Source organism: Sabulibacter ruber (genome assembly GCF_017355955.1).
Taxonomy (GTDB): Bacteria; Bacteroidota; Bacteroidia; order Cytophagales; family Hymenobacteraceae; genus Nibribacter; species Nibribacter ruber_A.
Genome location: NZ_JAFFID010000001.1, coordinates 1,352,931 through 1,373,398 on the forward strand (window position 1 = coordinate 1,352,931; position 20,468 = coordinate 1,373,398).

15 protein-coding genes are annotated in these 20,468 nt (G+C 52.1%); 10 read left to right on the plus strand and 5 right to left on the minus strand.

Annotated features, from left to right (window positions below; genetic code table 11):
- Positions 1-60: 60 nt before the first annotated feature.
- The 5 genes from wrbA to JT719_RS05635 all read right to left on the minus strand — a co-directional run bounded on the left by wrbA (position 61) and on the right by JT719_RS05635 (position 3,588).
- Entirely contained in the window at positions 61-672 is a 612-nt protein-coding gene (gene wrbA, locus JT719_RS05615) for an NAD(P)H:quinone oxidoreductase (protein ID WP_207431509.1), read from the minus strand.
- Between the two features lie 302 nt (positions 673-974).
- Entirely contained in the window at positions 975-1,889 is a 915-nt protein-coding gene (locus JT719_RS05620) for a YihY/virulence factor BrkB family protein (protein WP_207431510.1), read from the minus strand.
- Positions 1,890-1,975: 86 nt separating this feature from the next.
- A complete protein-coding gene (locus JT719_RS05625; RefSeq protein WP_207431511.1) occupies positions 1,976-2,257 on the minus strand; it encodes a hypothetical protein in 282 nt (93 codons plus the stop codon).
- 295 nt (positions 2,258-2,552) lie between these two features.
- On the minus strand, positions 2,553-2,963 hold the full coding sequence (locus JT719_RS05630; protein WP_207431512.1) for an SPW repeat domain-containing protein: 411 nt from the start codon (positions 2,961-2,963) through the stop codon (positions 2,553-2,555).
- 409 nt (positions 2,964-3,372) lie between these two features.
- Positions 3,373-3,588 (minus strand): hypothetical protein, encoded by a 216-nt coding sequence (locus JT719_RS05635; RefSeq protein WP_207431513.1) that lies wholly within the window; start codon positions 3,586-3,588, stop codon positions 3,373-3,375.
- 348 nt (positions 3,589-3,936) lie between these two features.
- On the opposite strand from JT719_RS05635, the gene JT719_RS05640 reads away from it, so the two are divergent.
- The 10 genes from JT719_RS05640 (at position 3,937) to JT719_RS05685 (ending at position 20,462) form a co-directional block, all read left to right on the plus strand.
- Positions 3,937-5,184 carry a PRC-barrel domain-containing protein gene (locus JT719_RS05640; protein ID WP_207431514.1) on the plus strand — a complete coding sequence of 416 codons (1,248 nt, stop codon included), beginning with the start codon at positions 3,937-3,939 and terminating at the stop codon, positions 5,182-5,184.
- A gap of 431 nt (positions 5,185-5,615) precedes the next feature.
- Positions 5,616-6,098: a YsnF/AvaK domain-containing protein gene (locus JT719_RS05645; RefSeq protein WP_207431515.1), complete on the plus strand. Its 483-nt coding sequence runs from the start codon at positions 5,616-5,618 to the stop codon at positions 6,096-6,098.
- 56 nt (positions 6,099-6,154) lie between these two features.
- Positions 6,155-7,261, plus strand: coding sequence for a YsnF/AvaK domain-containing protein (locus tag JT719_RS05650; RefSeq protein ID WP_207431516.1), 1,107 nt, complete (start codon positions 6,155-6,157; stop codon positions 7,259-7,261).
- 281 nt (positions 7,262-7,542) lie between these two features.
- On the plus strand, positions 7,543-12,021 hold the full coding sequence (locus JT719_RS05655; RefSeq protein ID WP_207431517.1) for a DUF7619 domain-containing protein: 4,479 nt from the start codon (positions 7,543-7,545) through the stop codon (positions 12,019-12,021).
- Between the two features lie 300 nt (positions 12,022-12,321).
- Positions 12,322-13,086: a proteasome-type protease gene (locus tag JT719_RS05660; RefSeq protein ID WP_207431518.1), complete on the plus strand. Its 765-nt coding sequence runs from the start codon at positions 12,322-12,324 to the stop codon at positions 13,084-13,086.
- Positions 13,076-13,918: a transglutaminase-like domain-containing protein gene (locus JT719_RS05665; protein ID WP_207431519.1), complete on the plus strand. Its 843-nt coding sequence runs from the start codon at positions 13,076-13,078 to the stop codon at positions 13,916-13,918. Before JT719_RS05660 ends, JT719_RS05665 begins: the two co-directional genes overlap by 11 nt.
- Positions 13,919-14,275: 357 nt before the next feature.
- A complete protein-coding gene (locus JT719_RS05670) occupies positions 14,276-15,271 on the plus strand; it encodes a YhdH/YhfP family quinone oxidoreductase (protein ID WP_242693080.1) in 996 nt (331 codons plus the stop codon).
- Between the two features lie 240 nt (positions 15,272-15,511).
- Positions 15,512-16,438, plus strand: coding sequence for an alpha/beta hydrolase (locus JT719_RS05675; protein WP_207431520.1), 927 nt, complete (start codon positions 15,512-15,514; stop codon positions 16,436-16,438).
- 101 nt (positions 16,439-16,539) lie between these two features.
- Positions 16,540-17,913, plus strand: coding sequence for a 3' terminal RNA ribose 2'-O-methyltransferase Hen1 (locus tag JT719_RS05680; RefSeq protein ID WP_207431521.1), 1,374 nt, complete (start codon positions 16,540-16,542; stop codon positions 17,911-17,913).
- The gene (locus JT719_RS05685) at positions 17,910-20,462 is read left to right on the plus strand and encodes a polynucleotide kinase-phosphatase (RefSeq protein WP_207431522.1); all 2,553 of its coding nucleotides are present in this window, start codon (positions 17,910-17,912) and stop codon (positions 20,460-20,462) included. The genes JT719_RS05680 and JT719_RS05685 overlap by 4 nt, the downstream gene beginning before the upstream one ends.
- The last annotated feature ends 6 nt before the right edge of the window (positions 20,463-20,468 follow it).

The window sequence follows — 20,468 nt, forward strand, 5'->3', positions numbered from 1 at the left end:
CTTATTTAACATATTTATATACCCAAGGACCTGCTTACAGAAAGCAGGTCCTTTTTACTCTTAGCCTTGCAGCCCCTGTTTTACCCAGGAGGCCACTGTAACGGTTCTTCTGGCCTGGTGCAGCACGGCAGTACGGGCATCGCTCTGGATGCCTTCGCGGTTTGCCGTCACGCTGGTACCGTACGGGTTACCGCCGGCCCCAAAGATTACCGCATCTGTATACCCTGGTGCAGCAATTATGGCTCCCCAGTGGTACATGGTAGTATACAACGCCAGCAGCGTAGCTTCCTGGCCACCGTGCGGGTTCTGGGCGCTGGTCATACCGCTCACTACCTTGTTTGCCAGTTTGCCATGGAACCACAAACCACCGGTAGAGTCTAGAAACTCCTTCATCTGGGCAGGCAGGTTGCCGTAGCGGGTGGGCATGCTGAAGATAATGGCATCGGCCCACTCCAGGTCATCTAAACTCACCTCTGGCACATTCTGGGTATTATCAAGGTGGGCTCTCCAGGCGGGGTTGGAATCAATTGCCGCCTGCGGGGCAAGTTCCTTTACCTTCAGAATCCTTGCCTCGGCTCCGGCTTCCTGCGCCCCCTCGGCGGCCCACTGAGAAAGTTGGTAGTTGGTACCCGTCTGGCTGTAGTAAATAACGGCCAATTTTACTTTTTCCATAGTGTTAGTTTAAGGTGAAAGATGACGTTTAGGACCATAACCGGTGAAGCAGGGTGCCATTTCAAGGTCCTAGCCCCGGTTGGGTTTAGTTAAAGTTGTACGGGGCCAAGGCAGCACTGTTATGAAATTGTGACCGGACAGGAAAAAGAGGTCAAAATCGAGAGGCCTGTCTCTGGCTGCCTTCCCTGGTTCCTGATTTTAAGATACAGGAAAAAGAATACCCAAGCGTAAAAGGCAGGGTTATTTCTAGCCTGTTTTCAGAAAACAAGCCTTAAAACAAACCAGACTGCGCCTGAAGCTTTCTACGCTGGGCTGTCTTTCTCAATCTCTCTGGTTTCAACTTTCACGGCGTGCTCAGAGGGCATGATGCCTCTGTCATGCTCGCGGGAATAGACTTGCGTGAACTCGGCCCCCAGCAGGAAAATAATGGAAGTATAGTACACCCACACCAGCAGCAGCACCACAGAACCGGCGGCCCCGTACGTATCGCCTAACGGTTCATGCTGAAGGTAAATATTGAGGATGTGCTTGCCTATCACAAACAGAATGGCTGTGACCGTGGCTCCTACCCAAACGTTCTTCCAGCGGATGTTGGCGTCTGGCAGCACTTTGTAAATGGCCGCAAAAATAACAATACTGATGAGCACCGATACCAGCAGGTTCCCTACGTTGATGAGGTACACGGCTATAAAAGAGAACTGTTGCTGCAGGTAGTCATTCAGAATACCCAGGGCAACTTCTATGGAGAGGGAAACCAGCAACAGAAAGCCCATGCTCACCACCATGGCCAGCGAAAGCACCCGGCTCACAATCAAACTAAGCCAGGCTTTCTGGGGTTTGGCTTTCACGTGCCACATGGCGTTGAGGGCATCCTGCAAGGCCACAAACACGGTGGTGGCGGTAAAGATCATGGTGCACACCCCCACAATGGTACCCAGCATGCTGGCCGAGGACTGGTTGGCGTTCTGGATGATGTTCTGGATCTGCTCCGCGCTGTCACGCCCCACCAGGCCGCTGATTTGCCGCACCACCTGCCCCCGCACCGCCTCCTGCCCAAAGGCCGCGCCGGCAATCCTGATCATGATGATCAAAACTGCCGGCAGCGAGAAAATGGTGTAGAACCCTATGATGGCGGCATAGTCCAGCGGTTTATCATCGGTGAATTCCTTGAAGGTCTGTTTGGTCAGGTGCCAGGTGTACTTCCAGCGATTGGTCATCTAAGCTGTGCTTAAACCAAGGTTGATACAAAATTCATCAGACGTGGACCAGATGCTGCCGCAAACGCACAGGAAGCGGTAAGCACTTAGCCGTTTCTGCGACCGGCGGCGGTTTTCAGCACCTTCAGCTCATCTTCTGCGGCTTTCAGTTTGCTTTTGGCGGCCTTTTCGCGTTCCTCTGCATATTCTGTGTCTCGTTCGGCCTGCTTCAGTTCTGCTCTCAGGGTTTCGATGCGGCGTTGCTGCTCGGCCACCACGGGGTCGCTGGAATAACTTGTGCCGCCCGGGAGCACAGAGCAGCCCACCAGCACCGGGAAAAACAAGGCGAAAGCGCCAGAGGCTATTCTTGTATAAGCTAACGGTTTCATAATGACTTATTTAATTGTTTTGCTTATTACTACGGTCAGTACAGAAAAAGGTGTAAAACTCTGATTTTAAACTCATTTTCCTGGGACTTACCGCATTGGTACTTGCCACATGGGCACCTGGCGGTGCCTGCCACGTTCAGAATAGAACAATCCAACCCTGGGCAACGGGCTTCTCAGAAATAGCTTTGCCCTGAAAAATGCGAAAGCCTTGCCCTTGTTTCTGGCGTGTTTCTCTAGAAACAGCCCTAAAACAAAGACAAGGCACTGAAATAAAACGTGGAGAACTACCCCTGCACTACAAGGCGGGATGCGTATCGGCTTTCCGGCGCAGCCTTCTCACTTTGGCAGGGTCCATTTCCTCGGGCCTGGAAAGAAGTCCTACCACCAATCCGGTAAGTCCCATGGCTATAAAGGAGTTGCGGGCTTTCTCGTTTCTGGAGAAGCCAAACAGCCACGGAGCTGCCAGGGTAAACGCGCTGGTCACAAAGTCAATGGTGAGGTGGGTTTTGTACGGCATCACCTGCACAGCGCCCCACTCAGCTTTGGTAACCAGGGAGGAAGTGAGGGCCATGCCGCCAATAGCGCGACACAGCGTGGTAGCAGTTTCTTCTTCGGTGAAACCAACGGTTTCCGGGGCCGAGGCGATGGCCGGGATATAGGCTGCCTCAGCAATGCCATGCATTGGCCGGGTAATGGGTTGCCACATGTTTGTAACGGTTAGTTAGATGGAACATCAGGAGCCGGATTGCCCAACTCCACTTTCTTCCAAATCTGTACGAGGCCGTTACGGGTTTGTTCCTGTGAAGCACTCTGCCAGGTGCTGCATTTCCCCTGGGCTGTTCCTGACCTCATTTCAGAAAAGTACCATTAAAACACACATAGGCACCTTTCTGCGCTCTGCTGCCTTGCCTTTTAGAACCCAGGGTTCTTTCAAAAAAATTTATGTAGATACCTGAAACCCCGAAGGATTGGGCGCAAGAATCCTTGTGCAGGATTGAGCCAAGCCGCAAAAACGTACGCTGCTGTGTTTTATGCTCCACAAGAAGGCAGGCGCAGGGGTTAGCAGGAGATTTTCTACCTGAGTTTACCTTTGTACCTAAAAGAAAATGAAAGGCTTATCTCACGGCGGCAGAACCTCTGCTGTTTCTAAGCTCCAGCCGGATGAGGGTAGTAATGCGCTCACTGAGTTTATCACTGATACATTTCAATTCTTCCTGAGAATATTCATAAAAATCCAAGCTATTGATAAACTCCACGGCATCTGTACAAGCCGACAGGTCTGCCCTCTCAATAATGCGGATAACGGTTTCTAAGGGTATTTTTCTCTTCATATCAGGTCCTTTACGCCTCTTCCCGGGCTAACGAAATCTACTAAATATAATTCCAAAACCAAACTAAACTACGTATAAATCAACTATTTATAGTATAAACCGAGAGTATTCCGGGTTGGCAAAAGATAGGCTATCAGGGCAGAATTGTCCTTAATGGAGGAAAACAGGCGTAAAACAGGCTTTTTACTCCCTGCCTTCCGGAATACATTCCGGTATTTACTCCAACATCTCGCGCGGGGGCTCGTAAGCTTTAAGATTAATCATTGTGAAACAACCAGTTACAGAAACACCGTACCTGGCGTTGGTTTGCCTTGGCTAAAACCAGATGCCCACTATAACCGCAAGACCATGGAAAATACGGAAGACACTACCAGCAAAACCCACCTGCAGGAACTTGGGGACATTAAGTTTGATGTGGCCAAAGGCCAGTCAGACATCCGGGGCTGGCAAGTAAGGGACCAGCAGGGAAAGAAATTGGGCAAGGTCACGGAGCTCCTCTGCGATTTACAAGCCCGGAAAGTAAGGTATCTGATCCTGGATCTGAAGGACAATGAACTGGAGCTGTCCCCCAAAGATGTGCTGATCCCAATTGGCCTAGCCGAGTTGCACGAGACCGATGATGTGGTGGTGGTTCAGAATGTTACGCCTGCGCACCTCCAGGCATTGCCGGAGTATGCAAGCAACACCTTCTCGCAGGAAACCGAAATCAGGGTGCAGCGCATCTTCATGAGCAACCACGTGCACGGCGCAAGCCCCAGCCCCGCCCTAGAGCAGCCCCGGCAGGACTACAGCCATGAACACTACAATCAAACCAACCTGTACCGTAACCGCAAACCCAGAAAAGTGATTGGGTTGTTTGAAGATGCCGGCAGCGTACAGCGGGTAACGCAGAAACTCCTCAACAAAGGCTTTAAACCAGAAAACATAGAAACCACCATCCGGCAACCCGGGCAAATAACAGAAGAAAGTACACCTGGCACGTTTGAGCAGTACTTTTATTCCCTCTTTGACACGCCTGATGAAGCCCAGCCATACCAGAACCAATTACAGCACAGCAGCGCCCTGGTGGTGATACATGCCTATTCACCGGCAGAAATTCAGGAAGCCACCGAGATCCTGGACAGGCACCGGACCTCAGAACTGGAGATTCAGGTAGAGCACGCCTCCGGCCCGGAGGCAACCACAGAATTTCCGCCGGCGCAGCCCTCCCCCTTTATGCCCTCCCCGGAAGCGCAGCCCCAAAGCCCTGAGTACGGGAATGCGCCCCAGGCCACACCCGGTAACCAGGCATGGGAAGCGCCGCAGGAGCAGTATGAGTTAGCTAGGGAAGAGCGCATGGTGGTAGAACGCTTGCCCATAAACCACCCGGTTACGGGTGCTGAGTTTGGGAGCTTCCAGGCAGGCGTGATAGAGTTAACCGAGTTTGCCGAAGTGCCCATTCTTACCAAAGAAGCCCGGGTGGTGGAGGAAATTGTTATTGGCAAAGAAGTAGAGATCCATGAGGAGATCATCCATGAGACGGTGCGCAACACCGAGGTGCAGGTGGAGGAACTAAGGAGCAACTACTCCCCCAGAACCACACCGCCCACCTCATAAGTTAACATCATAAAGACCTTCGGTTCGGCCAGAGCCTGAAGGTCTTTTCTTTTAAAGGATTATCCAACCTCCTAATCACCTCCGTGAAAAAGCCTCCTGAGTGGCTATTCATAAAAAATCTATTTCTCTCCTCCTCTACCCTATTGTAGCCCTGCTTTCCTTGGGGTAAAAAGCCTTTCCCTTAACTAAGACCGCAACCCACCACCTAAGTAATTTCATATTTACTACAAAACTTTCAATCCCAACTAGTTAAAATAGTAAAAATCACTATACTTTGATTTGCAGATATTTACCTGTTTATAAAGATTCTTCCTTGATAATATAACAATACTATAAACACGGTTCTTAATAGTAAAAAGTGCAAATTTTTAACACAAATTCAGAAACTTACGGTTTTTACCCTCGTTTAGCTAAAACAAACAAGAAACAACATGGACCACACAGCAGATCCTGGAAAAGAGCCTTACGGAGACAATAATGTTCAGCCCACTGATTCCCCCAACTCCCGGCGCGGGCAACCCTTAACCATTCCGGTGATTGAGGAACGCGTGCACCTGGACAAGCAAGTGGTGGAAAAAGGCACGGTACGCATTGTGAAGACAGTGAATGAACAGGAAATCCCGGTGAATATTCCGCTTCTGCAGGAAGAGCACGACATCCAGCGGGTACCCGTGAATGAGTATGTAGACACGCCGCCGCCACCCATCCGGTACGAGGGCGACACCATGATCATTCCCATTCTGCAAGAAGTGATGGTGGTCCAGAAACGGTTGATGGTGGTGGAAGAATTGCACATCACCAAACACCGGGTGCAGACCCAGGAAACCCAGCACGTGAACCTGCGCAGAGAGGAAATCAGGGTAGAGCGCATCTCCCCGGATGAACCAGGCCCCGAAGCTCCGCGCCCTGTATAACCAGACAGCCCCTCATTTCATTTCTTAACCATTTATATATACTTATCAGTAAAACTATGGCACAGACAGTAGTAGGAATTTTCGATAATTCGTCTGAAGCGCAGCAAGCGCTTCAGGAACTTAGAACGCTGGGGATCAGCGATGACAACATTGATATTTCCAGCGCCCGCAGCAACACCGTAGATGCCACCACCGCCTCTACCGACACCTCGGCCACCGACCGTTCCCATCGGGACGACAATGACGGCATTGGCGGATTCTTCCGCTCACTTTTTGGGGATGACGATAAAGACGATTATGCTGGCGCCTACTCACACGTGGCCCGCCATAGTGATTGCATTGTAACCGTTCATGCGCAAACCCAGGACGAGGCCCAGCGCGCCGCCGATATCCTGGACCGGAACGGTGCCGTTGACGTAGACCAACGCGCTACAGAGTACGGCTATACCCGTAACACCTACGGCTCTGGCAGCTCTTACTCCGGCGACATTGCCAGTGACACCTCCACCCTTGGATCAGGCGTAGGAACAGGCGCGGGCACCGGCACCACCGGTTCGGCTTATACCGGAACCGGAACCAGCCTAACAGATACCTCCTACGCTGGAACGGGAACAGGCCTAACAGACACCTCCTACACCGGAACCAGCGCTACATCAGACAATAACTTCTCAGACACTACCTCAGATACCACCAACATTCCCATCATTGAGGAAAACCTGCAGGTAGGTAAAAGAGAGGTGGAAACCGGCGGAGCCCGCCTGCGCAGCAGAATAGTGGAGCGCCCTGTAGAGGAGCACCTGCGTCTTCGCTCAGAACACGTGCGGGTAGAACGCCGCCCCGTAGACCGTCCCGCTACCGATGCCGACTTCAACACCTTCAGGGAAGGAGATGTTACCCTCACAGAACACGCCGAGGTACCCATTGTGAACAAGGAAGCCCGGGTGGTAGAAGAAGTTTCCCTTAACAAAGACGTGGAGGAACGCGACGAGGTGATCAGGGACACCGTACGGTCTACCGAAGTGGACGTGGAGAACCTGGGAACAGACGCTACTACCGGCACCACCGGCACCGGCTACACCACTGGAACCGATTATGACAATGACCTGGACCGCAACCGCACCGGCCGCACAGACCTTGACAACGACCGGAGCACCGTTCTATAACAACCTTAGATTTTCTTTACAGCAAGGCTGCTATTCTTCACAGAGTAGCAGCCTTTTGTTTTTAGGTCCTTTTTCCAAAAACAGGTAAATTCTTCCCTTCAAGTTCCCTTAAGTTTACAGGCCGGTTGCTCCTTGTTCTAACCAAACAGGTTGAAGCTAACTACCACAGATTTGCTTGCCTCCAACTCTGCTTATTCGGCAGAATATTCATAAGTTTACATATATTCTATATTCAATAAAATCATCCTTAAAAAATCCAAAGCCAGACAAGCCCACTCCCTATGAAGAAACTTTTACTCCGTTTGGCCTTTTTTCAAATTCTGTTTTTTGCCTGTTTTCTCCTAAAAGCCCAGATTCCTGATTTTAAACTAAACAGGACGTTTGGCACCCCAGTCTACTTCCCCAACGCCATTGAGGTAGACAACCAGAACTATCTGTATATCCTTGAAGGATACTCAATCAACAAATTAGACCAGGCGGGAAACCTGGTTAAAAACTATGACCTGTTCATAGATGACAGACAAGGCACCTCCGTAGACCTTTCCTTAGACAAAGAAGGGAATATCTACGTGATCAACACTTCTTACGGAGTTGTCCAGAAATTCAACCCAGAAGGGAAACTGGTTCTGGAATTTGGTTCTTTTGGTAGTGGGCCAGGCCAAATGAGTACCCCTAACGGCATAGACCTGGATGAGGACGGGAATATCTATGTGGCAGACACAGAAAATTCAAGGGTATTGAAGTTTGATAAAACCGGCAAGTATCTTTTTGAATTCAAAGAAGAGCAGAGTCCCAGCACCTACTATATTAAGCCTATTGCGGTAAGGGTGGGAAAGAATGGGATTGCACACATCCTGATAAACGACCTGAGAATTCTTAAGCTGAACCCCCAGGGACAATTAATAGAGACCCTTACCCTCAACATCCCTAATTTAGACAAGGCCCAACGCGGAGATAACACCATAGCCCTAGATGAAGCGGGGAATATTTACCTTTCTGATCTGTCTGGCAACAGAGTCCACAAAACAGATGCCAGGGGAAAATACCTGCAAAGCTTTGGCACAGACACCTACGCCACAGGTCATTTCTCCGGGACCAAAATCGGGATGGCTATTGGGTCCAATGGCAAACTGTACACCACAGACCGGGACCATCATGGAGGCAGTACCCTTCAGGTATTCAACGCCACGGGAGCGCTAGAAAAAAGATTGGGCAATACAGAATCTTTCAACTCCATTGCGCAGGACAAACAGGGCAACTACTATTTGCTTTCTCACTACATAGGGTCTTATATCAAGAAATACAACTCTTACGGGCAGCCCATTGCCCAATTTGGCACTACCGGAAGAGGCGAAGGCCAGCTCTATGCCCCTGTTGCCTTAGCCGTGGACAACGCCGGTTATGTTTATTGCCTGGAAAGCACAGATACCTGGGCCAGAATTCAGAAATTCACCAGTGACGGCAGATTTGTAGCCAAGTTTGAGGAGTTTGGGGTTGATTTAGGTTATAGCCGGTTCTCAGGCCTGGCGCTGGATGCCCAGGGCAACATGTACGTGTCTGAATATTATGGAGGATGCGTTAGAATGATAAGCCCAACGGGCAAGTTCCTGACAAAATTTGGAACCTGGGGCCGGGGAAAAGGACAAGTACACGTTCCTAAAGCCCTGGCAGTAGACCAAAAAGGAAACGTTTACATTGCAGATTTTAATGGAAACCGCATCCAGAAGTTCAACCCTGCCGGCCAGGTACAAACGGTATTCAGTTCTATTTCAGTAGGAGATTCAAGCATAAACACGCAGCCTGCCTCTATTGCGGTAGACCTGGCCGGCAATCTATTCACCTGGAACGGCTGGGACGGATACATCAGAATCTACCATGCGTCAGGAAAAGAAGTAAGCAAGATTCCCAAAGCCCCAGGATACCTTTCACTCAATGTTGCCAAGTCAAAGCTGCTTGTTCTTAGCGGAAACCTGGTACTGGAGTATCTGACCGGCAGCGTTGCCAGGGAAAGTCTTATCACCGGCAATATCTACCACGATGCTAATGGTAACTGTACCACAGAATCAATTGATAAACCATTGGCGGGCATTGTGATCAAGGCAGAGCCAGGCCCTTACTATGGTATTTCTGATGAACTGGGCAATTACAACATTCCGGTAGATACCGGCACTTTCACCGTCACTCCTGTTCTTCCCCAGGATATTGGAAGAGAAATAACTCCTGTCTGTGTTGTTCCCCCTAAGTCCGTTACAGTAGAGAGCTACGGCACCATGGTAAAAGGGCCAGACTTCGGGAACCGAGTAGTTTCCATTCCAATCCTGAACGTTAGTCTCTCCTCTAACCGGCGGCGGCGCTGCTTCCAGAACGTAACCTCTGTCTCTTACTCCAACACCGGATTTGCAACTGCCTATGGCGCCAGGGTAACGGTGCAGCTCCCTGAATATGTGTCTTTTATTTCGGCTAGTGCGCCTTACACCCGTGACCACAAGGGCAACTATGTCTTTGACGTAGGAAACCTACAGCCTAGCCAAAGAGGTATTATTTCCATCACAGATTCAGTTTCCTGCGCAGATCCCAACATCCGGGGCCTGACCGTCTGCACCAAAGCCTGGATCACACCCGGCAACACGTATCCGCCTAACCCGGCCTGGAATCAGGCAAACATCACGGTATCGGGTACAAGCTCAGCCCAGGACCAGACGCGTTTCGTGATCAGCAACAAGGGAACAGGCAACATGACCGATAGTCTCACTTTCAGGGTGTTCCAGGACCAGGAGTTGCTCCTGAAAGAGAAGTACAAACTTTCTGCTAATGACAGCCTGGTGCTGCGGTTTAACCCCACCGGCCGGGCCGTGCGGGTTGAAGTAGACCAACCTCAGGGGCATCCCGTAAAAGCGACCGCGGGCGCAAACGTAGAGATAAAGAGCGCCAACACCTCTAGATTGCCGTCGCTGGCCATGAGCGCCTTCCCGCCAGACGACCCTGAGCCAGAAATAACCGAGGAATGCTTGCCTATCATTGACTCGTTTGACCCCAATGACAAACAGGTTTTACCCGTGGGGCTCACTTCTGAGCATTACACCCCTACCAACACGCCGTTACGCTACACGGTACGTTTCCAGAACACCGGGACCGATGTTGCCTACCGGGTGGTAGTGGTAGATACCCTTTCCAATGAACTGGACCTGAGCACCCTCCAAATTGGGGCTGTCTCCCACCCGTACCAACTGGAGGTAAACGGCAAAGGGCAACCAGTTCTCACGTTCACGTTCAGCAACATTATGCTGCCAGACAGCTCTGTAGACCAGGCCGGTAGCAATGGATTTATCCAGTTCAGCATCAAGCCCAAAGCCGCGCTTCCGGAGAAAACCAGGATTGAGAACTTCGCCGACATCTTCTTCGACTACAATGAGCCGGTCAGGACCAACACCACCGTAAACCGGATCTGGGACATGCCCCAGGAGGTGAACCCAGACAAGCAGCTTTCTTTGAAGAATATTGTCGCATCACCGGTTATTACCGGCTTTTCGCCCGCACAGAGCCGGGCAGGGCAGCAAGTCACCATTACCGGCAGGAACTTTGCCGCCGAGAAAGCAGACAACAGGGTAACTTTTAACGGGGTAGCGACAGCGGTGCAAAGCGCTACGGCCACTTCTCTGACGGTGATGGTACCTACCGGGGCATTTACCGGCAAGATCAAAGTGGAAACGCCAGACGGGTCTGCCCAAAGCAGCACTGAGTTCATCATTTTCCAACCCCCAACCTTAACTGCCATAACACCTGCTGAGGCTGTACCGGGCTCTGTGGTTACCTTAACGGGCACCCATTTCTCTTCCCTCGCACTTCAGGACACGGTTACCTTCAACGGAGTGGCGGCCACTACTGTGCACGAGGCTTCTGAGAACAGCCTGAAAGTGGAGGTTCCCGTTGGAGCCACTTCTGGGAAAATCAGGCTTAAAACGCTGGGCGGGCAGGTGGAAAGCGCCCAGTCATTTGTAGTGTGGCACCCTCCCACCCTAACGGAGTTCAGTCCGGGTAAAGGAAAAACCGGCACCACGGTTACGCTGCAGGGAAGCAACTTCGCGGAGCCAGCTGCCCGTAATTTCGTCTGGTTTGGCGATGCCACTGCCCAGGTAATTAAAGCCTCTGCCAACCAGCTCACTGTGAGCGTACCCAAAGACGCCGCAAGCGGAAAGATCAGAGTACAGACCCCGGGCGGTACGGTTTCATCGCTTACCAGCTTCACCTTTATTCCTGCGCCGGTAATTACGTCTTTTACTCCTGCCAGCGGCAATGCGGGAACCGTGGTAACCATTACCGGAAAAAACTTCAACGCCGATGCACAAACCGATACCGTACTTTTCAGCGGCAAGCCAGCCAAAGTATTGAAAGCCACTGAGACCTCTCTGCAGGTGCAGGCACCAAAATACGTTCAGACAGGCTTGCTCTCCGTTACCGGAGCAGGCGGTAAAGCAGAAGCGGGTGAATTCATGGTTCCAGACCTCAGCCCGGCAGAAGCCATCCGGGTGTACCCTAACCCTAGCAGGGGAGAACTAACCATCAACTGGCTGAAGGCTAATTTCCTGGTAGAGAAGGTTTCTGTCTACAACTCTATTGGGCAACTGGTGTCAGGCAAAGAGCTAAACCCCCTTGCAGAAGACGAGGTGAAGCTGGACATCACCCAGTTCGGCCCGGGCATTTACACCCTCCGGTTTCAGACCAGCAATGGATTTGTCATTAAACGGGTTACTGTGTTATAGAGCTTGTTTTTGGCTCACCTGCTTTCCTCAAGCACTAGCAGAAACGGTTTGATGGCCAAAGTCGTTCTTAGAGGAAGCACGTACTCTGTAACAGTGAACTTCTGAGCAAGGCAATTTCACGCTTATAAAACCAGAATCCGTTTTGGGGTTGTTTTCTGATAATCAGCCCCAAAACGGATTTCTTGTGGAAAGCAGGCAAACAGGCTATAAACAGAAATTGTTCTTCATAAGCCAGCCAGGAACATTTCTCCCCAGGCAAGGGTAATCATCCTGGTTACTTTTGCGTTTACAATACCCGTTATGACATATTGTTTAGGAATCAAAGTGAAAGAAGGCTTAGTGGCCATTGCCGATACCAGGATTACCTCCGGCTCAGACACCACTGAGAAAAAGAAGATTTACATACAACAGCACGGCAACTACTCGCTCTTCATCATGACCAGCGGGCTTAGGTCTGTGCGGGACAAAGCGGTACTGTATTTCAAAGAGTTGATTGAGGAAGGCGCAGAGCATAACAAACTCTACAAAGCGGTCAATGATTTTGGGGCGCAGGTGAAACGGGTAGCCAAGGAAGACAAAGAAGCCCTGGAACAGTCGGGTTTGCGGTTCAACCTACACACCATCATTGGCGGGCAACTGAAAGACGATGAAGAACACAAACTCTTCCTGATTTATCCGGAGGGGAACTGGGTAGAACTGGGGCAAGGGGCACCGTTTGTGGTCATTGGCAACTCCGGCCACGGGAAAGCCATCCTGAACCGCGCCCTCACCGAGGACTCTTCCATGCAAATGGCCCTGAAAACCGGCTTCCTTTCCTTTGACTCTACCCGGGTGAGCGCCAATGACGTGGATTTCCCCATTGACGTGGTCCTGTACCGCAACAACAGCTTTGAGATGGTAGAGCACCGCTATACCAAAAAGGATCTGGAACGGATCTCTGACCAATGGGCCGATGAACTGAAAACCGCTCTTGAACGCATTCCGGAAGATTGGATGGAAGCCGCGTTCAGAAAAATGTCCATCACCAAGGAAGAAAACCACAAGGAAGGCAACCATGAGATTTGAGGTATCGGCCCGGCTTGATTACGAGGTCCTTGCCTCCTCCACGGTACTCCTGAACATAAAACCGCTTCCCTCGGCCAACCAGCTTCTGCTGGAGGAAACCTTTCAAGCAACGCCCCCGGCCAGAATGCGGGAACTGTACTCAGAAACCGGCGAAAAAAGATTTTGTGTGATTGAGGTGCCCGATGCCGGGAATATCTCCTTCTCCTACGCTGCCCAGGTGGAGACACGATACCAGGTTTTGCCCGGCGAGCACCTGACCGATGTGCCCATCTCGCAGATGCCCGCCCAGGTGCTGTCTTACCTGAGCCCCAGCCGGTACTGCCAGTCAGACAGGCTGTACAAGTTTGCGGCCCATCATTTTGGGCACCTCCACCATGCCTTTGAAAAGGTACTGGCCATCTGCGACTGGATTTACGCGCATGTGGAATACAGCGGCGGCCACACCACTCCCCAGACCTCGGCTTTTGACACCATTACCGAACAAGTGGGCGTGTGCCGGGACTTCGCGCACCTGGGGGTGGCCCTATGCCGGGCCCTGACCATCCCGGCCCGCTACTTCACCTGTTACGCCTACCGTCTACAGCCGCCTGATTTCCACGCCTGCTTTGAAGCGTACCTGGGCGGTCACTGGGTTGTATTTGATGCCACCCGCATGGTTCCCCTCAACGGCCTCCTGAAAATTGCCACCGGTGCAGACGCCGCCGAAACCGCTTTCGCCAGCACCTTCGGGAATCTCAGCTTCCAAAACCTGCAAGTAAAAGTAGAGGCGTTAGAGCCTGGCTTCCATCCTGTCAACAGCTCCCCTACCCACGGATTTTCTTATTCCTGGTAAGGTGTTGAGCCTTTAAACAGCCATTGCGCTAGGTTTCCACTGAATATTGGCAATTCATCTCAGAAGAGATAGTGCATCGGTTTTGAGCGTCTTTTTACAGAACCAAGCCAAAAACCTTATTCTGCTGAGTTTGCTTTCTGACACGTGCAGAGGGCAGGCTTCCTCCATGAAACATAAGAGTGCCTATCAACCGGCTACCACAACGGATAGGTAAAACCACCCGTAAGCTAACCATTGCCTCTGAACTGTTGCAGTTGTCACCTGGCATGACTCCTGCGGCTGCAACAAGACCAGGCGCGCGCCTTTTGAGGTGCCGCAAAGAGGCAAACCCAGTACGTTAGTTTGAATTTGATGATCATGGAAAATACCTTTCAATGCCTGTTGGTAACCCAGCAGGAAGCAGGTGGTTTCAACCTGGAAGTAACCCAGAAAAGCATTCAGGATTTACCCGCGGGTGATGTGTTGGTGCGCGTGCGGTACTCTTCCCTTAACTACAAAGACGCGTTATCAGCCTCAGGGAACCGAGGAGTCACCCGAAACTATCCGCACACGCCCGGCATTGATGCGGCCGGGGTGGTGGAAGAATCCAGCCATCCAGATTGGCAACACGGCAATGAAGTGATTGTCACGGGCTTTGACCTGGGCATGAACACCAGCGGCGGCTTTGCGCAATACATCAGGGTGCCCGCCAAATGGCTGGTAAAACTGCCGCAAGGCATGACGCTCAGGGAAAGCATGACCTACGGAACCGCCGGCTTCACGGCTGCGCTGAGTGTGGCGGCATTGGTGAGAAACGGAGTTACGCCGGAGAAAGGCCCAGTGGTGGTCACCGGGGCTACCGGCGGCGTGGGATCGGTGGCAGTCTCCATTCTGCACAAGCTGGGCTACACCGTTCAGGCCGTGAGCAGCAAAACCACTTCGCAAGACTTTTTAACGTCTTTGGGAGCCTCCGAGATCATCCCCCGGGCCGAAATGGAAGACCAATCGGGCAAGGCCATGCTTAAGACCCGTTTCGCCGGGGCGGTTGATACCGTGGGTGGAAATGTTCTGGCCACCGTTATCAAGAGCGTGCATTACGGCGGCACCGTCACTGCCTGTGGCATGGTGAACGGAGGCGAATTGCCCATCACGGTTTTCCCGTTCATCTTGCGGGGAATCCAACTGGCTGGCATTGACTCCGTGGAGTTTCCGGCCGAGCAAAGACCCGCCATCTGGCAGCACTTGGCCACCGACTGGAAACCAGCCAACCTGGAGAGCCTGGCCCACGAGATCACCTTACCAGACCTGCCCGAGGCCATTCAAACTATCCTGAAAGGAAAGATGCAAGGCAGAGCCTTGGTAAAAATTGACTGATCTCAGCGCAGCAATCTATTGGGCTGAATTTGACTTCTTTTTGAGAAAACACGGGAAGAACGTTTTGCCCCTGTTTTCTCAAAAAGAAGGCTAAAAAGTTTGTTCCTTGAGAACATGGGACTCGTTTTCTGGTCAGCTTGCAGTCAAATTCTCCTCTACTATTGAAATTTAGCTATCTTATGGCTCCTTCTGAGAAGTAATCACAGAAGATCGATACATCTATTACTTCCTGCTGCTGCCATGAGAAAAGCCCTGCTGCTTCTTGTCCTTATCCTGACAGGTATGATGCCTTTTGCCCACGCCCAGAAATTCACCACCCTCACCTACTATCAGGATGATTCCCTGAAGCTGGAACTGGACTTGTTTTTGCCAAAAAAGGCTGGCAAAGAAAAGCTTCCTTTGGTGTTGTTTGAGCATGGCGGAGGCTTCTCGGGCGGCGAGAGAAACAGCGGGCACAGTTTCTGCAGCTTCCTGGCCGACAAGGGCTATGTGGCGGCCACGCTTACATATACTCTATATGCCAAAGGCAAGAACTTTGGGTGCAACGGTCAGTTACCCGAGAAGATCAAAGCCTTTCAGTACGCCGCCAATGATTTGTGGCTGGCTACTGTTTTCTTTCTGCAAAACGCAGAGAAATACAACATTGACCCTGGCAAGGTCTTCTTAGCCGGAAGCAGTGCCGGTGCCGAGGCCGCTTTGCACGCCGCTTTCTGGGATTACAAACTCATGAACCTTTACCCCAAGACCACTTTACCCGCCAATTTCACTTACAAAGGCGTTATCTCTGGGGCCGGGGCCATCATGGATATGAACCTGATCACGCCTAAAAACGCAATGCCGGTGCTGCTGTTCCATGGCAGCTCAGATACCGTGGTTCCTTATGCCACCGCTGCCCACCACAACTGCCCTACCAATGCTTCTAACTGGTTGATGCTGCATGGGTCCTACTCCATCTACCAGCACCTGGTGAACCTGAACAGCAGCACTCGTCTTATCACTTATTGCGGCGGAGGCCATGAATTCAGCGGTGAGCTGTTCCACAAAAACCAGCAGATCCTGGTAGATTTCCTCAACGATGCCGTGGCAGGCAACAAAACCCAGGAGCACGTGATTGTAGCCACCGGCAAGAAAGACGAGCGATCTAAGGCTTTTCCGTTTTGTGATTGAAAGAGATACTCATCATTAAATACTTATAATTTATTACTATCCTTGAAAACAGTTCCTGGTAAACAGCCGGATTAATACAACTGCTTTCAAGCAAAGCGAACATGATTCTAGAAATTACCACTACCCACCAACCCGCCACCGATTTAGGATTCCTCCTGCACAAACATCCAGACAGGCTGCAGACGGTAGAGCTGGCAGCCGGTAATGCCCACGTATTTTATCCCGAAGCCACCCCAGATCGTTGCACCGCCTGCCTGCTGCTGGACATCAACCCGGTAGATTTGGTACGGGTGAAAAAGGGCAACACTGCCCTGCAGGACCAATACGTGAACGACCGGCCCTACACCACCAACTCTTTCCTGAGCGGGGCCATTTCTAAAGCGTTTGGGTCTGCGCTGAACGGAAAATGCAACGCCCGCCCAGATCTGGTAGAAACGCCTTTGCCCTTAACGGTTCGGCTCACTTCCCTGCGGGTAGACGCGCCGCTGGAAGCTTTGGAAAGACTTTTCCTGCCGCTGGGCTATGAACTGGAAACCGAGACCATTCCCCTGGACAATGCTTTCCCCAACTGGGGCCTGAGCAAGTACGTGAACCTGACGCTGCACAAAACCGCTCCCTTGCAGGAAGTGTTATCGCATGTGTATGTGTTGATTCCGGTGCTGGACAACAGCCGCCACAGCTATGTTTCTCAGCATGACATAGACATCCTGCTGCAGAAAGGACACGGCTGGCTGGAGCAGCACCGGGAGCGTGACTGGATCTCCCGGCGCTTCCTCCGCAATATCCGCACACTTACTTCAGAGGCAATTCTTCGGCTGGCCGGGGAAGAAGCCCTGCCGGAGGAGAAACCAGACTCCCCCATCCGGGAGAACCTGCACCAGCAACGCCTGAACCGGGCGTATGAGCGCCTGAAGGAAAGCGGGGCCAAACGGGTGCTGGACGTGGGCTGCGGCGAAGGCAAACTCCTGCGGTTATTGGTGAAGGATAGCCAATTCAGCAAGCTAACGGGCATGGATGTGTCTTACGGTGAGCTACAGAAAGCCAAGGAGAACTTCCGCTTAGACGAGGCCTCCCCAGCCATGCGGGAGCGGCTCACCCTTTTCCAGGGCTCCGTCACTTACCTGGATGAGCGCCTGCTGGGTTACGATGCACTGGCGATGGTGGAAGTAGTGGAGCACCTGGACGAAGAGCGCCTGCCCACCATGGAACAGGTTATTTTTGGCTACGCCTCTCCTGCCACTGTGGTGCTTTCTACGCCCAATGCTGAGTACAATGTGGTGTTTGAGCGCATGGACCCTGAGGCTTTCCGCCACGAAGACCACCGTTTTGAGTGGACCCGGGAACAGTTCAGCCAATGGTGCGCGCGGGTGTGTGAGCAGTTTGGCTATCAGGTAAGCATTGAGCCCGTTGGACAGGAAGAATCAAACGTGGGGGCACCTTCCCAACTGGCCGTTTTTCAGAAGAAATCAGCATGAGTAAAGAAATAAAACTACCCGAAATAGCCCTTGTCTTACTGGTGGGTCCCAGCAGTTCGGGGAAGAGCACGTTCGCCAGGAAGCACTTTCTAAGCACCGAGGTCATTTCCTCCGACAATTGCCGCGCCCTGGTGTCTGATGATGAAAACAATCTGGATGCCACCCAGGATGCTTTTGATTTGCTCTACTTTCTGGCGGCAAAACGCCTCAAGCGGGGCAAACTCACGGTGGTTGACGCCCTGAATATCCGCAAGGAAGACCGCGCCAGGTTAGTACAGTTAGCCAAAGACAACTACGCCCTGGCGGCGGCCATTGTACTGGAAACGCCCATCAGAACGCTGTATGAACGGCATGCTGCCCGCACAGACAGAACCTTTGGCCGGCACGCCCTGGAGAAAATGGTAGACAATTACCGGCGCTCGCTTAAGACCATTAAGCGCGAAGGTTTCGGGTACGTGTACACCGTGGAAGACGGGGAAGAAGTGAACATCGTTCGGCAACCGCTCTGGAACAACCGCAAAGAAGAAACCGGTCCGTTTGACATCATTGGCGATGTGCACGGCTGTTTTGACGAACTGACCGAGCTGTTAACGCAGTTGGGGTATTCCCTCTCCCGGGAAGAAAACGGCCGCTTTACCGTACAGGCACCGTCAGGCCGCAGGGCCATATTTTTGGGCGATTTAACTGATAGGGGGCCAAAATCGCCGGAGGTTTTGCGGCTGGTCATGGACATGGTAGCGGCGGGTACGGCCTTTTGCATCAGGGGCAACCATGACGATAAGCTGGTGAAATACCTGCAAGGCCGAGACGTCACCATTGCCCATGGTCTGGAGAAAACTATTGCCCAGCTTGAACCGGAACCAGAAGCATTCAAAGCCGAAGTACGCACCTTTCTGGATGGCCTGATTGCCCATTACGTACTGGATGGCGGTAACCTAGTGGTGGCACACGCCGGATTACCCGAATCAATGCACGGACGGGCTTCCTCGGCGGTGCGGGCGTTCTGCCTCTATGGCGAAACCACCGGCGAGATTGACGAGTTCGGCTTGCCCGTACGCTACAACTGGGCTAAGAACTACAAAGGCAAAGCCATGGTGGTCTACGGACACACGCCGGTACCCGGCCTGGACTGGCTCAACAATACCCTTAATGTGGATACCGGTTGCGTGTTCGGCGGTAAACTCACGGCCCTGCGCTACCCAGAGAAAGAAACCATATCGGTGCAGAGCAAAGAGGTCTACAGTGAACCTATCAGGCCCTTACACCCTTCACCAGAAGAGTTGAAACCTGCCCAGCATGAGTTTGATAACCTGTTAGACATTGGCCTGCTGAAAGACAAATACATTGTGGAAACCAGTCTGGGCAATCGGGTTATTGTGCGGGAAGAGAACGCCATTGCCGCGCTGGAGGTCATGAGCCGTTTTGCCTTAGATCCTAAATGGCTGGTATACCTGCCCCCAACCATGTCGCCACCCGAGACCAGTGCGCTGCCCACCTATCTGGAGCACCCGCTGGAAGTCTTCAACTACTACCAGAAGAACGGAGTGCAGCACCTGATCTGCGAAGAAAAACACATGGGCTCCCGAGCCATTGCGGTGGTGTGCAAAGACCCGGAAGTAGCAATTACTCGCTTTGGTATGCACATTCCAGCGTTAGGAACCATCTATACCCGTACCGGCCGGAAGTTCTTTCCCGATCAGGCTTCTGAAACTGCTTTTCTGCAGGTGCTGAACCAGGCACTTACTGCTGCCGGCATCTGGGACAAGTTCAACACCAATTGGGTGTGCCTTGATGGGGAGTTACTGCCTTGGTCGTCCAAAGCCCGGGACCTGATCATTAACCAATACGCCGCTGTAGGTTCATCAGCCGCTAACGGCTTGGCCCGAACTTCAGAAGTGTTGCAACTGGCCGTGAGCCGAGGCTTGCCGGTTGAGAACCTGCTGCAATCTGTCTCAGAACGGGCAGAGAGTATTGACAAGTACATTGCCTCCTACCACAACTACAGCCGGGAAACCCAAGGCATTGAAGGCATGCAGTTCGCCCCGTTTCACTTGTTGGCTACCGAGGGAAAAGTACACGCAGACCAGCCGCACACCTGGCACATGGAGCAATTAGGAGACATCTGCCGCCAAGACGAGCGGTACTTGCTGCTGACGGAGCACCGTTTTGTAGACCTGACCAACGAGCAAAGCATACAGGCTGCCGTTGACTGGTGGACCGACCTTACGGAAAAAGGAGGCGAAGGCATGGTGGTGAAGCCGCTGGAGTTCATTTCCACCCACAAAGGCCGGCTCATTCAACCTGCCATGAAGTGCCGGGGCAGCGAGTACCTCCGCATCATCTACGGTCCCGAGTATGACTTGGATGGAAACCTGGAGCGCCTGAAGCAACGCAGTGTGAAAGCCAAGCGGGAGTTGGCTATCCAGGAATTCTCTTTAGGCATTGAAAGCTTGCGCCGATTTGTTCAAAAGGAGCCTTTGCGCCGGGTGCATGAATGTGTTTTTGGGGTTCTGGCCATGGAAAGTGAGTCAGTTGACCCAAGGCTTTAAAAGGAG

What these genes read in the sequence shown, in the direction of transcription:
- wrbA (WP_207431509.1), bottom strand. Translation starts at nt 672, where the DNA reads ATGGAAAAAGTAAAATTGGCCGTTATTTACTACAGCCAGACGGGTACC.
- JT719_RS05620 (WP_207431510.1), bottom strand. Translation starts at nt 1,889, where the DNA reads ATGACCAATCGCTGGAAGTACACCTGGCACCTGACCAAACAGACCTTC.
- JT719_RS05625 (WP_207431511.1), bottom strand. Translation starts at nt 2,257, where the DNA reads ATGAAACCGTTAGCTTATACAAGAATAGCCTCTGGCGCTTTCGCCTTG.
- JT719_RS05630 (WP_207431512.1), bottom strand. Translation starts at nt 2,963, where the DNA reads ATGTGGCAACCCATTACCCGGCCAATGCATGGCATTGCTGAGGCAGCC.
- JT719_RS05635 (WP_207431513.1), bottom strand. Translation starts at nt 3,588, where the DNA reads ATGAAGAGAAAAATACCCTTAGAAACCGTTATCCGCATTATTGAGAGG.
- JT719_RS05640 (WP_207431514.1), top strand. Translation starts at nt 3,937, where the DNA reads ATGGAAAATACGGAAGACACTACCAGCAAAACCCACCTGCAGGAACTT.
- JT719_RS05645 (WP_207431515.1), top strand. Translation starts at nt 5,616, where the DNA reads ATGGACCACACAGCAGATCCTGGAAAAGAGCCTTACGGAGACAATAAT.
- JT719_RS05650 (WP_207431516.1), top strand. Translation starts at nt 6,155, where the DNA reads ATGGCACAGACAGTAGTAGGAATTTTCGATAATTCGTCTGAAGCGCAG.
- JT719_RS05655 (WP_207431517.1), top strand. Translation starts at nt 7,543, where the DNA reads ATGAAGAAACTTTTACTCCGTTTGGCCTTTTTTCAAATTCTGTTTTTT.
- JT719_RS05660 (WP_207431518.1), top strand. Translation starts at nt 12,322, where the DNA reads ATGACATATTGTTTAGGAATCAAAGTGAAAGAAGGCTTAGTGGCCATT.
- JT719_RS05665 (WP_207431519.1), top strand. Translation starts at nt 13,076, where the DNA reads ATGAGATTTGAGGTATCGGCCCGGCTTGATTACGAGGTCCTTGCCTCC.
- JT719_RS05670 (WP_242693080.1), top strand. Translation starts at nt 14,276, where the DNA reads ATGGAAAATACCTTTCAATGCCTGTTGGTAACCCAGCAGGAAGCAGGT.
- JT719_RS05675 (WP_207431520.1), top strand. Translation starts at nt 15,512, where the DNA reads ATGAGAAAAGCCCTGCTGCTTCTTGTCCTTATCCTGACAGGTATGATG.
- JT719_RS05680 (WP_207431521.1), top strand. Translation starts at nt 16,540, where the DNA reads ATGATTCTAGAAATTACCACTACCCACCAACCCGCCACCGATTTAGGA.
- JT719_RS05685 (WP_207431522.1), top strand. Translation starts at nt 17,910, where the DNA reads ATGAGTAAAGAAATAAAACTACCCGAAATAGCCCTTGTCTTACTGGTG.